We start from the raw sequence: 13,391 nt of genomic DNA on the forward strand, positions 1-13,391 counted from the left end.
AGGTTTTTTTATGGGTGATCTCCGTCTTGTTGATGTAAGGCTTAAGAAGGAATTATTGAAATACGGCGAGACTGTGCCGGTTAATTCCTATGTGGATTTGGATGAGGGGATAATCTGGAAAAAACTCCCGTCCGGAAAGATGCGCAATATTACCCGTGATCCAAGAAATGTTCTGCTTGCCCTTGAGAATTATGGTGCTGGTGTTGAGGAGACGAGGGGACGCTGCCGGGAAGGAAGAATCCGGTGGGATGAATTTAAAAAATAATGGCTTATTTTAGCTTTTAGGGCAGTATGCTGCTGTCACAGGGCGGTGGCAGTTTACGGTCATGGCAGCAGAAAGCCCACGACTTCAGTCGTTGGATGAATGCGTTAACAAAGTGTAAATACATTTGGAAGTTCAATATATTCTTCAGCTATGGCATTAACCAAACGTATTATCCCCTGTCTTGATCTTAAATCCGGGCGTGTTGTAAAGGGCACGAATTTTTTAGGTCTTCGTGATGCCGGAGATCCTGTTGAGCTTGCGTGCCGCTATAATGACCAGGGTGCTGATGAGGTTGTCTTTCTTGATATTACTGCATCCAGAGAGGGGAGAAGTGCCCTTATTCATGTCATTGAGAGGGCGGCTGATGAGCTTTTCCTTCCGCTTACTGTGGGCGGCGGCATAAGCACAACTGGCGATATGACGGCCCTTCTGCGTGCGGGTGCTGATAAGGTGTCTGTCAATACAAGTGCCGTTAAGAATCCGGGACTTATCAATGAGGGTGCGGAGATATTTGGTAATCAGTGCATTGTCGCGGCTATTGATGCCCGCCGGAATGATGAGATGAAGGACGGTGTAACTGAGATTGTCATGCCTGACGGCAGTGTCTGCTGGTATGAGGTTGTTATATACGGTGGCAGTAAGCCTACGGGCATTGATGCCATTTTATGGGCAAAGGAGACTGAGGAGCGTGGTGCAGGTGAGATTTTGCTGACCTCAATGGAGACTGACGGCGTGAAGCAGGGTTTTGATATTCCTGTTACTGCAAAGATTGCATCTGAAGTTGGAATCCCGGTGATAGCATCCGGCGGTGTGGGCACTTTTGAACATTTCTATGACGGTTTTGTACAGGGGCATGCCGATGCCTGCCTTGCCGCATCTGTCTTTCACTTCGGTGAGATGACTGTCAGGGATGTTAAGGATTATCTGAGAAAAAGGGATGTTCCTGTCCGGATGGACTGGTAAACATACCTGTTTTTTCGGCAATAATATCTGCTCTGTTATAAACCCAGGCTGTGCAGATGAATTTCAAAAATAAAATATTATTTTGGGAATCTGAGATTGACTGTATTATCTGAGATTATAACCGTCTTGGCTATGGCAAGATCCTGAATGGCAAGTCCGGTGGAGTCAAATATTGTGATCTCAGTGCTGCTTTTTCTGGCTTTCTTTTTGAGAACATACTCGCCGATTGTGCCGGCAATCTCCTCTTTCGTATAATATCCGGAGCTTATGGGTATGTTTATCTCTCCGGAATGAAGGGCCTGTGCATAGTCGTCCACAATTACGGTTGCCCTTTTCAGGAGTGATTCTTCCAGTTCCTGCTTGCCGGGTGCATCAGCCCCTATTGCGTTTATGTGGGTGCCTTCGCTTATCCATTCGTCCTTTACTACCGGATTTTTTGACGGTGTTGTGGTTACAAGGAGGTCACAGTTACATACCCTCTCAGGACTCTCTGATCTGCATTCATAGTATCATATCCATAATGTGAGGTAATGTGATAATGGATAATAATTTGTACTTATAAATTCAAAATATAGAATACATTATGTCAAATGGTATCTTCAAAGAATTAGAATCCGTAATAACTCCTGATCGGATAGATAATTCTCCGGATAAAGACATAATATATTTGCTCATCTCAGCCTTTGAGGAACTATCTGCAAAATACGATAAATTATATGAAGAGCATCTTCAACTCAGAGATGATTACAATCATCTAATTGGTGAACAGGGTAGGCCGGAAGCCGCAAAAAAAGGAAAAAGAAAAGGGGGTTCTGGCAATAAAAATCATTCTACTGAGGAGGAACGCTCAAAAAAAGAGAAATCAGATCAAAATAATCCAAATAAAGGCAGAGGAAAACGTAATCATAAAATCGAAATCCATGAAGAAAAGATCTGGTACTCTGACAAAAATAAACTTCCGAAAGATGCAGTTTTTAAAGGCTTTTCTGAATTAATCATACAGGACATTGAAATTCGTCCGAGAAATACAAAGTTTTTACTTGAAAAATATTATTCCCCTTCAGAAGGAAGATATCTCTTAACTGATCGACCTCAAGGATATGGTGGAGAATTTGGTCCTGGAATAAAGGCACTTATTATTGAATGCAAAGCAATTTGTGGAATGAGTGAAAATGGAATTAGAGCCTTTTTAAATAACCATGGTATCTTTATAGCCCAATCTACAATCTCAAGGAAATTAACTGAAAAGAATGAGGTTTTAGATAAAGAATCGGAAGATATACTAAAAGAAGGAATAAAGTCCTCCGATTACCTCCAGACAGATACAACTGGAGCTAATGTAAATGGCACTCAATATAATACACATATCTTTTCAAACCATAATTTCACAGCATTTAGAACTTCTCCAAAAAAGGATAGAATTAGCATAGTTAAGCACATTATGGAAGTTTTAGAACCCAAGTACCTATTCAATGAGTTTGCCTTTGAACATTTATCCAATCTTAGAACCGCAAAAAAATGGATCAAAAAACTTAGAGAAAATATTTACAACTCTTGCTTTAGTGAATTTGAATTAGAAAATAGTTTGGTTGAGTTATTTGGTCAAGAAGGATTTAAAACGCTTAAAAAGCGAGTTACTGAGGCTGGATTGATTGCTTATTACAGATCACAGAAAGATTACCCAGTTCCAAAAATTCTTCTTACAGATGATGCACCCCAATACGACAATATCACTGAAGAACACCAGTTATGTTGGGTTCATGAAGCCAGACACTATAAAAAATTAAAACCTAAAACTGCTGTAATGAGAAAAGTCCATGAAGATTTCATGGATCGGTTTTGGGCATTTTACAGAGAGATGAGAGCATATAAAGACAATCCATCTCCAGAGTGGGCATTAAAAATTAGAAAGGACTTTGATGAGTTATTTAACAGCGAGACTGAATATAAAGAGTTGAACCTAAGAATTGAGAAGACACACCGGAATAAAGACTTCTTACTCACATTCTTAGATCACCCTCACGTCCCTCTTCATAATAATGATGCTGAGCTTGGAGCACGAGCACAGGTCAGACATCGTGATATAAGCTTATTTACAAGAAATGAGAAAGGAACAAATGTTGTAGACAGAAATTTAACAATTGTTAAAACTGCTAAGAAGTTGGACATAAATCCCTTTGATCATATAGCCGGTTTGATCATAAATGGTCATAGACAAAAATCACTTGCTGAGATAATAGCATGCAAAAACCAGAAAGCAACCTTGGATGATCTTAAAATAGAGGGTAAAAATTCAGTTGCTACAAAAGAGGACCTTTCAAATGTACCGGTAGGTCAACACAGATACATTTCATCCAACTTATAAAAATTCATTTTTAACCTATTTCTCCGATTTTGGATATGATACCATTCATATTCACTGTAGAACTCACATAGCTTTTCAGCGTTTTTTTTGTCCCTGCTCCATATCCTGATCTCTTCAATATCAAGCTCTGCGGCAGTTGCGGCAATCTGTGCCTTTGCCTGATTTCCGCTTCCGATAACTCCCATAACCACACTTTTCTTTGGGGAGAGATACTTTGCGGCAACTGCACCGGCGGCGGCAGTGCGGAGGTCGGTCAGTTCTGTTGCATTCAGTATGGCAGACGGAAATCCTGTTTCCGGATCGATTATTATCAGGAGTGCCATCACAGCCGGAAGTCCGTGCTCTCTGTTGCCGGGGTGGACATTAACCACCTTTACCCCGGCGATGTTTAAGGAGGGTATATATGCCGGCATTGTCCTGAAGTCGCCTCTGTCAAAGAATATATAGGATTTTGGCGGCATCTGGACGTTGCCTCTCCCATGCTCGGCAAATGCCTCTTCTATTGCATTGTTGATCACCTTCAGGTCGGGACTTTGTGCAGGATCGGGGTAATATCTCATATAAATGGGATAATTTTATGAAGTGAAAAAGGTTTTTTATTGGCTTTAGGTGGGTGAGGCTGACTTTCCTGGCATCTCCCGTTTATTCAGGCGCGATTTATCCTTTTACAAATTTTTCCATGCTTCATCTTCTTCTTTGGAAAGCCACTCTTTTGCCAGCACTTTTTCGCCTGCATATGCACATAAAGCATCATCTGTCTCCTCAGGTGGTCTTATTTCAATTCTGTCATCATATGCCGGAAATGCAACTTTAGTTCCTGTCCCAAACATATCTCTGATACTTTTTGGTATAACAATCTGGCCTTTTTCAGTTATTGTTCCGGTTTTCATATCAATAAGTGGCATGGGTCTTATATTTCTTATTTGTAAAATGTAATCTTTAAGTGGTTATCTCATGGCATGAACCCGGAGATTTCCGGATTTGATTCGGAGTTTCCTATCATAATCTCTGGATAATTGAAAATTTAACTGCTCATGAATTTCTGTTTGCGATGTAATAGTTTCAGGTAAAGTAAGGCTTATACAGGCCGGCCTTTCATATTATAGGTAGTGAGGATTTCCTCCTGCCTGAACATTCCCGGTGTCTGTATCCTGGCATGACTGCATGATCTTTTTCTTCAGCTATGGCATATGGCAACATGACACCTATGAAACACGGTATGTGTGCAACTTCCCAAATCCATAATGTGGGGTTTATTGCTGAAATGAGTTGGAATCTGTATCTGAAAAAAGTCACAGATTACCATTTTGCACTCATCTCAGGAATGCAGCAGGGTATAATGTGCAGTGTGGGTGATGATTTTCATGCTGTGCTCCGGAAAAGAGTGCAAACATAAATATTAACTGTTTTTTCTTGCTTCTTTAGAGATATAAGGGATTAATTACAGAGATCCGGTTTGCACTCTAAGAGTGTATGAGAGTGCAATACTGCAAATTGACCTGAAAAAATTGCTGAAGAGAGCAGATCTTAGTTTTTTTCAGTGAGGGATATCTAATGGGGCTTTCTCTTTTGCTTCTATAGTCCGGCAGGTCAGGATACGGAGAAAATTTCTGTAAATGTTATGATTCTTAGGTGATCAGTATTATCTGTATTAAAAATAATGTAACTCAACAGGTGTTATTATGAATTCAGGTTTTAAAACGTTGATTCTTATTCTGGTTTTATTTCTGGTTGCGGTTCTTGCTGCCGGATGTTCAGAGACTGCATCGCAGCCGGTTCCGGCAACCCCCGTTCCCACTGCGGTTTCAACCCCACAGGCGACAGTGGAGGTTCCGACAGTGCAGGAGCCGGAATGGACAGTCTGGCGTGAGGGGTCAAATACATTGAATCCGCTTGGTGGTTATTTCACATATACTCCGAGTGCATTCGGACAGAGGTTTGACAAATTAAAGGTTGAGGTAAAAGCGAACCATCCAATAACTGTCCTCTTCTTAAATGATGCAAATCTGGCTGCATTTAATTATAAGATGGACACGAATACCGGAGAGTACGAGGCGATTGCAAGGTATGACGATGTAAATTACAAGGTGATTGAGCAGTTTTCAGATGAACCTCTCAATGTAGTACTCTGGAACCAGGGTAACCAGCTTGTTACTGCGGATGTCAACATCTGGTATGCAGTCTGAGTCTGTCCATAGTAAACGGATATTTTGGATCTGTTATCCATAACATTTATCCGGAATTTATTATGTAATGTTATGCCATGCTGTTAATGGTCAATTAGTCCCTTTTTTTCGTCTCCGGAATTTTTCTCATTATCATATGGTTCATGGATCTGAGGAGATTTTATCCCCCTTCTCTTCATCTCTGCCCATGCACGTCCGGTTACGTCAGACCTAAATTCAAATTCATATCTCAGATCATTTACATATGCTTTTGCCCGTATTCTCGAATAATACGGGTAATTCTTAACGAGGACATTATAACGCCTCTCTTTTGTGATATATACATACCCGGAGGATATGACAGCCTCTCTCATAATCTCCACTGCCTCTCTGATGTCTGAATCCGGGCTTATGTAGATGTCAGTTACAACCATCATCTCCATTGCACCCGCATTTCCGGATGAGACACTTCTGTCAAAGATAAAAAAATTCGGTAGTGACACCTCAGAGTCGTCAGGAGTTACGATTCTTGTTGCACGAAGGCCGATGTCTTTTACCTCCCCGTAACTGTCCCCTACGGTAATTTTATCCCCTATTTTAAACGGGCGTTCAAATATTATCACAATCCCGCCGAGAATATCAGCAAAGACATCTTTCAGCCCGAATCCTATTGCCGCACCAAACAGCCCTGAAAAAGCAAGCAGGACCGAGAGTGAAGGGCCGACTATCTGTAAGAATATAAGGTAAATTGCAATGGCATATACAAAAATCTTTGAGAGTGGTATCATCATTGCTATTGCAATTCTGTACTGGCCTGCCTTTTCTGATAGTCCTTTAAGGAGAATCCCCGATATTTTTACGACAATCCATGCAAGAATCAGTATATACAGAATATCTATTATGGTATTGAGGAGATCAAAGCTTTCAAGTGAAATATTTTCAATTCCGGATGTTATGCTGTCAGCCATCTACCAGACCATCCTGATCTTCTTTAGATATTCCACAGACTGTACAAATTTCAGCGGTTCAACTGAATAACGCCCTCCTTCATTGGAAATAAGTCCAACTGAAGATAGTTTAAAGAGAATTTTTGCACTCTCCCCCTCAGAAACTGACATCTCCATGATCTCTTTTGCGGAGAGGGCACCCCACATAAGAATAAACAGCAGGGTGTATGCTTCATTGTACTTAAGATCAGGATCTGAATCATGTGATGAGATCTGAGAGAGCCTGAATAAATCATCAGTTATTGATTTTTTCCAGAGTTTTTTTGCAATGCCATAGTTTCCCCCGGATATATCAGCAATTCTTTCAAAGGCATATCTCTCTGCCTCCGCTTCTGACATTGTCTCTTTTGCAGAACTTTCATATCCCGGATATGGTATTTTTATTGCTTTTTCAAAACCGGGCAGTTTTATGCTTCTTTTTTTAAAGGTAAAGCGGTTTCTCTCAGATACAGGACGATCATCGATGTAATCCGGACTTTTGCCGGATTTATCCTTCATAAGATCCATGAGCATGTCCGGCTTTAACGGTTCAATAATTACGGGTTTTTGGAAGTAAGAGTCTGTATTTTCTGCTGCTGAGAGATAATCCCAGGCAAATATGTTCCAGAATGTGATGTATATCCTTTCGTCACCGGAAATTTCGGTCAGAAATCTGTTCAGGCTGTCAAAACCTCCTATTTTTCTTGAGAAGAGGTAATGGCAGCCTTCAAGGATTACAGTTTTTTTGTCCGGACAGATTTCAGCCGGGCAGGGGCATTCATATTGTATTGAACCGTACTTATGGTGGCCTGCCCCATCTCCGAGTTTATCAAGCAGTCCGTTTATCAGGATCTGCTCTCCTGAATAAGGTTCTGCAATGACTGCGATATTCTTAATTCTGCTGTTCTCATGACCTTCGGTAAATGTAATTATCTCTGATATTTCCCTGTCAAACGGAATATATTCGTCCTCAGTATCTGCTCCGCCTCCGGCATCCATAACAGGATATGCTCCCTGATATGACTTGAATATATCCCGGATTCTGCGATGGATCTGCTGCGGAAAAAACAGAAATTAATTCAAAAAAAGTATTGCGGGTATTGGGAGATTATTCCTGGTTAAAAACCCGTAAATCAATCTCAAATCCGGCAACAGGCTCTGCCATCTCGAAATTTACAATGACCTGCGGGTGCATCTCACCAAAGGAACCGATCTTCTTATCCCCTACGTAAATGTTGCCCCTTCTTCCGTCAAGGAATGCCGGATCGTCAGACTCCAGAACTCTGTATTCCAGACCGGCTTCCCTCATAAAGAGATCGACAACGGCATAAATCTCTGAGAAGTCTGCCTCGGTGTGCATTGTAACGCCGGCAAGCTTCTGGAAGGTTTTTTCACCTTCAATCACATCTCCGGTTGAAAAGAGCCTCTGCGGAAGCTCCCGATGCTGGTTTATCTTAAGTGTTTCCATCAGCAGCGGCAGAATGTCAGTTCTGACAAGAGTCTGCTCCTCTGATATCGGGTGTTTTACATGCAGGGCATAATCAGGCTTTTTCCTCTGCATATTGGAGTACATCACCCTCTCGTTTGAGAGAGTAAAGGGCATCATCTCAAGATAGCCTATGCCTGCCATGATTGTTCTTGCAGTGCCCATGATTCTGTTCACCGGATTTTCATGCCCGATTGTTGATGTCGGCGGGAGAAGGGAGTCGATGTTCTCGTAGCCGTACGCCTTTGCCACATCTTCAAATACGTCCCAGTCGTGGAGAATGTCGGCACGGTAGCAGGGCACAAAGACCTTCAGTATCTCCCCGTCAACCGGTTCTGCACCAAATCTCATCTTCTTTAAGAGCTGTGCCATCTCAATGATGTCAATATCAATTCCGAGAAGTTTCCTGCACTCACTTAACTTTACGTCCCTGATCTTTGGTGAGAGGCTGGGCATTGAAACTCCGTTCACTTCAATGCTCTCAATCTTACCTCCGGCTTCCGCAAGGGCGGAGCAGATTATTTTAACGGCTGTCATAACAGCCCTCTCATCCGTTCCTGTGCAGTCAAGCAGGATATTCTTCGTGGCTTCGGTGACCTTTGTCAGCTCACCGTTTATAATCGGAGGGAAGGAGAGGACATTGTCTTCAGAGTCTGTAATGAGTGGATATCTCTCAAAGTCCTGTACTATGTGGGCATAATCAACACCCTTCGGGTGTTTCTCAAGGATCTCATCAAGGGTCATCAGTTCGTCTGTGTCAAGCGGCACAAAAGTCCTGGATTTCGGCGATGCAGAGTACTTAAACGGCGGTTTCACCTTGTCAAGGTCATGTACACCAATTGCAACCTTAACCCTGCCTCTGCCTACAGCCCAGTGCAGTGACTCCTGTAGTCCCATCAGGCACTCTATTGACTCATTGTTAAATGACAGTCCTCTGATGACAGCAGATCCAAGATACGGCCTTATATCCTCAAGTCCCGGTTCAATCTTAAATGATAGTCCTGAGGGTTCTGTGCTGTAATCCGGAAGTCCGGATTCAAGCCCCATAAATCCTCTCATTGCTCTTGACACGCCCTCTGCTGAGAAGAGATCGGGTCTGTCAGGGAAGAATTCCACATCAAAGGACTCCTCTTCATATCTCTCGATGTCTGCTCCAATCATCGGAATCTCTTCAATGATTGTATCCTTCTCTATGCCTGAAAGATCTTCAAGATATTTATATGGCAGTTTGATAATCGGCATCAGCGCACCTCCTTTCTGTTTACCGGTTCATTTCTTATCCAGTCCACATCACTTCTGTACAGTTCACGTAAGTCCTTTAATCCGAGCTTTAGCATTGCAACCCTTGATACGCCAAGTCCCCATGCGAGAATCGGGTATTTGATTCCCCACGGTGCTGTCACCTCTTCTCTGAATATACCGGCACCGCCGAGTTCAACCCAGCCAAGTCCGTCAACCCATACTTCAGGCTCAACCGACGGTTCAGTGTAGGGGAAATATCCGGGGCGGAAACGCACGCTCTCAAACCCTACTCTGTGGTAGAACTCCTTTAAAAAGCCCATCAGGTGCCTGAATGATACGTCCTTGTCCATTACCACGCCTTCAAGCTGTTCAAATTCCGGCGTGTGGGTGGGATCTATAGCCTCACGTCTGTACACCCTGCCTATGCAGAACGCCTTCAGCGGAGGTTCGGGATTGTCCTTTAACAGCTGAATGGAAAGGCTTGTGGTATGTGTCCTTAAGACACACTCCCTCGCCTTCTCCTCCTTCCATTTTCCTCCCCATCCGGTAGATGAGGTCTTTCCTCCGGTCTCGTGAATCTCCTTTACAAGGTTGTAGTTCTCCGGAAGTTCACGCTCAAGGTCGAGGAAGAAGGTGTCCTGCATCTCCCTTGCGGGATGGTCCTGCGGCTGGAAGAGTGCATCGAAATTCCAGAATGAGCTCTGCACGATCTCGCCGGAGATCTCGGTAAAGCCCATCTCAAGGAGGATCTTTCTCATATCGTCAATTATTGCCTGATACGGGTGCTTCTTTCCGGCGTAAATCTTCTTAGGCGGAGTCTTTACGCTGTACCTTCTCAGTTTCAGGTTTCTCCACTCGCCTGTACGTATCTGGTCACTTGTGAGGGTGGATGCCTCGGCCCTGAGATCGATTCCGGATTCGACAAGGGCAATGCCCTCTTCAGTTATTGAAATCCTGTATGTTACAGTCTCAATTTCTTCTGCAAGCTTTCTCTTTATAAGCTCCTTCATTCCGGGTTTGTCAGCAGACGGGTCGGCCAGGGCATACTCATCGTCACCTTTGGGGGCGTCAGAGATCTTCTTTACCATCCCGTCCTTTATCTCCACCCAGCCCTTCTTTCTCAGCCACCCTATTCCAAGCTTTGATGCCGGATGTTTTCTGAGGTCCTCCATCGGAATTGCCCCATCGAAGGAGTCAAAGAGCACTCTCTCAGGCAGGCCCTCCTGTCTGTATTTCTCACCCTCTTCTGTGGCTCTGCGGGTGACTGTTGCAGTCTTTATGAGGTCTGCAAGCCCTTTGTCCTGGAGCAGCAGTGCATGGGATACTATCGCCTCTTCGGTGGTATCCATTATCGTTGCAAGGTAGGCTGCATCAGGCTCTTTCATCGGGCCGAGTGTATCCTCTGCGGCCTCTTCAAAGAGTTCAATTGCCCTTTTTATCGGCTGAAATGCGAGATTCTTTGTATCCTCAAGAAATTTCAGTGTCTCTCTCAGAGGATCTATCGAATGTTTTCCGGCTACCTCTACACTCTTTATGGTCTCTGTAATCGGTTTTACAGCCTCAACCCTTGCCTCTTCAGCGTCCCTTAAGGGCTTAAGCACTGCAAGAAGCTTTTTTTCATTTAATGTAAGATCCACTTTTCTCACTCCCCGGTCAGATGCTCTGTCTCATCCATCTTCTCATTAAAGTCTGAGAGGAATTCCTTAACTCTCTCAAAGGTCTCTTTTTTGCAGGTTCCGCACATCAGTTCCCCTGCTTTGCAGGCCCTGTACATCTCCTTTAACTCTTCATCGTTCTCAGACATATGGAAGAGGTTTAACAGATATACAGAACATTTTTCAGGCTCACCGCCAAGCTTTTTCTGCTCTTCAAGGGTCATTCTTCCGCCTGTCAGCGAAGCCATAACCTTCTTTTTCACACTCTTTTCAGGCTCTTTAAACTGGAAGAGGCTGTCGGGGATGCTGCTTGACATCTTGCCGCCCTGCAGCCCCTGAAGGAAGGTATGGTACGTTGAAGACGGCGCAATAAATCCGAATCCGCCGTTGTTAATCTCAATCTCCCTGACCTGTCTCTCAACCTCTCCGGCAGAGACATCTTTTATGTCAATATGACCTTCATATCTTCTGCACCCGGAAAATGCAGCTTCGACATCGTCCATAGCTTCCTTTGGTGCATTTTTGGATCTGACTGAAATGTGGCCTTCTCTCTCTTCCACAAGAAACATTCTCAGTTTATATGCTATATCACGGGTGAGACGGATATGCGGGTCCTGGTCAATTCCCACAGGCACTACAGTCGGTGCCGGGCCGGCATCGGTCTGCGGGTAGAGAATATCTGCCACCTGTGTTGCAACGCTCATGGCATGTGCAAGTGCAGTATCCTGTGAGAAACCATATATTGCTGATAAATCTGAGAAGTTGATCTTTGTTGCACATTCAAATGCCAGATCTTTGAGTCTGTTGTTCTCACTCTGGTAATAGGTATTTCCCTCAAAACCAAGAGCATAGAGGCAGTTTAGATATTCTTTCCCGTATTCCCTGCATTTGTCCCAGGATATGGCCCTGACAGCATGTGCTTCCCTGTCTGCAATTGAGATATATCCGGTTCCTCCCCTCTGAATATGCCAGACAACCTCCTTCATCACCATCAGGTGGCCAAGATGCGGATGTCCGGAGGGCATGAATCCGGTCATGACATTGAACGGTTTCTTCTCTGCCATTGCACCTGCGATATTCTTATAGTCCCTGTGACCGACAACGATTTTTCTTCTGAAGAAGTACGCCGGATCTTTGACCTGATCAATTACATCATCAAACCGCTCTATTCCGAATTCACTGAAGAGTTTATCCGTTTCTATATTCTGGTTTCCTGACCACGGATTAATTTCTGACTGCATATTTTTATTCCAACTATATGTTTACATTTTTATTCTTGCGAATTCGATATACTCTATATTGTTTCTCTCCACAGATGCAAAAAGCATCTTCTTTCTGACGCTGTGGGCAAGGCGTACTGATCGTGAGATCACGCTCATAGGCATGAATTCCTCTGATGGAAAGGCATGAACAAGCAGTTCCGAATGCTTCTTCTCACCGGAATATACCCTGAAGTGATGGCCGAATTTGTAGGCTGTCCGTGCTATCTGTTTTTTATCGCGGAGGTCTTTATAGACGACATACTTGCTCTCAATCTCATGGTCCTCCTCTGCGGCTATCTCTGAGAAAGAGCTGATGTCCGTATCCCTGATCTTCAGAATTTCTCTCTCAAGCAGATAGAGAACTTCCGGAGGGGAGAGAAGCAGGCGCTCTTTGTCAAGTCTTGTTCCAAACCATGCCTTCTCAAGGCTGCTCTCAGGCGGGGTTTTTATGACAACTGATCGTCCGTACAGCATTCCTGTAACCTCTGCCGGACTGTTTTCGGCGACACCCTCGGTTATCTCATTTGATTTGACTTCGTAGTAGGTGATCTCATCCTCATCGTCCACTACTCCGACAAGGAACTGCTTTCGCATATTCTTCGCCGAGGCTATGTCATCGAGAACTTCATTGAAGCCGACAAGATCCCTCTCGGCAAGCACTCTTATCATAAACTGTGAGCGTCCTGTGCCCGGTTTTTCACCACGCCGGAATACCCGAAAGTCGTGCGGCCCTGTCTGTATGACATACCCTCTCTCTCTGATGTCCCTGTACAGCAGAAATCGTCTCATGAATTTCGGGTCCGCAGAGAGTTCTGAGGCGAGAGTATCAAAATCATATCCGTCAAGTTCGATCTTATCCCTTCCGAGAAGGTAGAGCGCTTCTTCTCCTGAGAGGGAAAGCCTCTTCCCTGCCGGCCTTCCGTATCCGCTGTTGGTATAGAGAGCTTTTCCCTCAGGCCCGATGGTTATTTTTCCGTCTGTAAATTCAGCCTTCACTTCCGG

General features: G+C 43.9%; 12 protein-coding genes and 1 pseudogene. 4 read left to right on the forward strand and 9 right to left on the reverse strand.

What is annotated here, in order from left to right; genetic code table 11:
• Positions 1-10: 10 nt before the first annotated feature.
• Both L6E24_RS09140 and hisF read left to right on the forward strand, forming a co-directional pair.
• Positions 11-265, forward strand: coding sequence for a hypothetical protein (locus L6E24_RS09140; protein ID WP_257741678.1), 255 nt, complete (start codon positions 11-13; stop codon positions 263-265).
• A gap of 150 nt (positions 266-415) precedes the next feature.
• Positions 416-1,228, forward strand: a complete 813-nt coding sequence (hisF, locus tag L6E24_RS09145; RefSeq protein ID WP_257741679.1) for an imidazole glycerol phosphate synthase subunit HisF — start codon at positions 416-418, stop codon at positions 1,226-1,228.
• 77 nt (positions 1,229-1,305) lie between these two features.
• On the opposite strand, the pseudogene L6E24_RS09150 reads toward hisF, so the two are convergent.
• Positions 1,306-1,656, reverse strand: a pseudogene (locus L6E24_RS09150) (ornithine cyclodeaminase family protein); the annotation flags it as partial.
• 155 nt (positions 1,657-1,811) lie between these two features.
• On the opposite strand from L6E24_RS09150, the gene L6E24_RS09155 reads away from it, so the two are divergent.
• On the forward strand, positions 1,812-3,593 hold the full coding sequence (locus tag L6E24_RS09155; RefSeq protein ID WP_257741680.1) for an IS66 family transposase: 1,782 nt from the start codon (positions 1,812-1,814) through the stop codon (positions 3,591-3,593).
• Here the strand turns inward: L6E24_RS09155 and L6E24_RS09160 are convergent.
• Positions 3,563-4,153 (reverse strand): Rossmann-fold NAD(P)-binding domain-containing protein, encoded by a 591-nt coding sequence (locus tag L6E24_RS09160; RefSeq protein WP_308219116.1) that lies wholly within the window; start codon positions 4,151-4,153, stop codon positions 3,563-3,565. The two genes, L6E24_RS09155 and L6E24_RS09160, sit on opposite strands and share 31 nt — an antisense overlap.
• A gap of 105 nt (positions 4,154-4,258) precedes the next feature.
• Entirely contained in the window at positions 4,259-4,498 is a 240-nt protein-coding gene (locus L6E24_RS09165; protein WP_257741681.1) for an AbrB/MazE/SpoVT family DNA-binding domain-containing protein, read from the reverse strand.
• A gap of 777 nt (positions 4,499-5,275) precedes the next feature.
• On the opposite strand from L6E24_RS09165, the gene L6E24_RS09170 reads away from it, so the two are divergent.
• Positions 5,276-5,779 carry a hypothetical protein gene (locus tag L6E24_RS09170; RefSeq protein ID WP_257741682.1) on the forward strand — a complete coding sequence of 168 codons (504 nt, stop codon included), beginning with the start codon at positions 5,276-5,278 and terminating at the stop codon, positions 5,777-5,779.
• 83 nt (positions 5,780-5,862) lie between these two features.
• Here the strand turns inward: L6E24_RS09170 and L6E24_RS09175 are convergent, their stop codons facing one another.
• From L6E24_RS09175 to endA, 6 genes are all read right to left on the reverse strand, one after another.
• The gene (locus L6E24_RS09175) at positions 5,863-6,726 is read right to left on the reverse strand and encodes a mechanosensitive ion channel family protein (protein WP_257741683.1); all 864 of its coding nucleotides are present in this window, start codon (positions 6,724-6,726) and stop codon (positions 5,863-5,865) included.
• Positions 6,727-7,743: a hypothetical protein gene (locus L6E24_RS09180; RefSeq protein WP_257741684.1), complete on the reverse strand. Its 1,017-nt coding sequence runs from the start codon at positions 7,741-7,743 to the stop codon at positions 6,727-6,729.
• Positions 7,744-7,852: 109 nt separating this feature from the next.
• Entirely contained in the window at positions 7,853-9,472 is a 1,620-nt protein-coding gene (gene pheT, locus L6E24_RS09185; RefSeq protein WP_257741685.1) for a phenylalanine--tRNA ligase subunit beta, read from the reverse strand.
• The gene (pheS, locus tag L6E24_RS09190) at positions 9,472-11,109 is read right to left on the reverse strand and encodes a phenylalanine--tRNA ligase subunit alpha (RefSeq protein WP_257741686.1); all 1,638 of its coding nucleotides are present in this window, start codon (positions 11,107-11,109) and stop codon (positions 9,472-9,474) included. Before pheS ends, pheT begins: the two co-directional genes overlap by 1 nt.
• A gap of 5 nt (positions 11,110-11,114) precedes the next feature.
• Positions 11,115-12,368: a tryptophan--tRNA ligase gene (locus L6E24_RS09195; RefSeq protein WP_257741687.1), complete on the reverse strand. Its 1,254-nt coding sequence runs from the start codon at positions 12,366-12,368 to the stop codon at positions 11,115-11,117.
• A 21-nt stretch (positions 12,369-12,389) separates the two neighbouring features.
• Complete coding sequence (gene endA, locus L6E24_RS09200; RefSeq protein WP_257741688.1) at positions 12,390-13,385, reverse strand: tRNA-intron lyase; 996 nt, start codon at positions 13,383-13,385, stop codon at positions 12,390-12,392.
• Positions 13,386-13,391 lie beyond the last annotated feature (6 nt).

This window comes from Methanoplanus endosymbiosus (assembly GCF_024662215.1).
In the GTDB taxonomy this organism is placed as follows: Archaea; Halobacteriota; Methanomicrobia; order Methanomicrobiales; family Methanomicrobiaceae; genus Methanoplanus; species Methanoplanus endosymbiosus.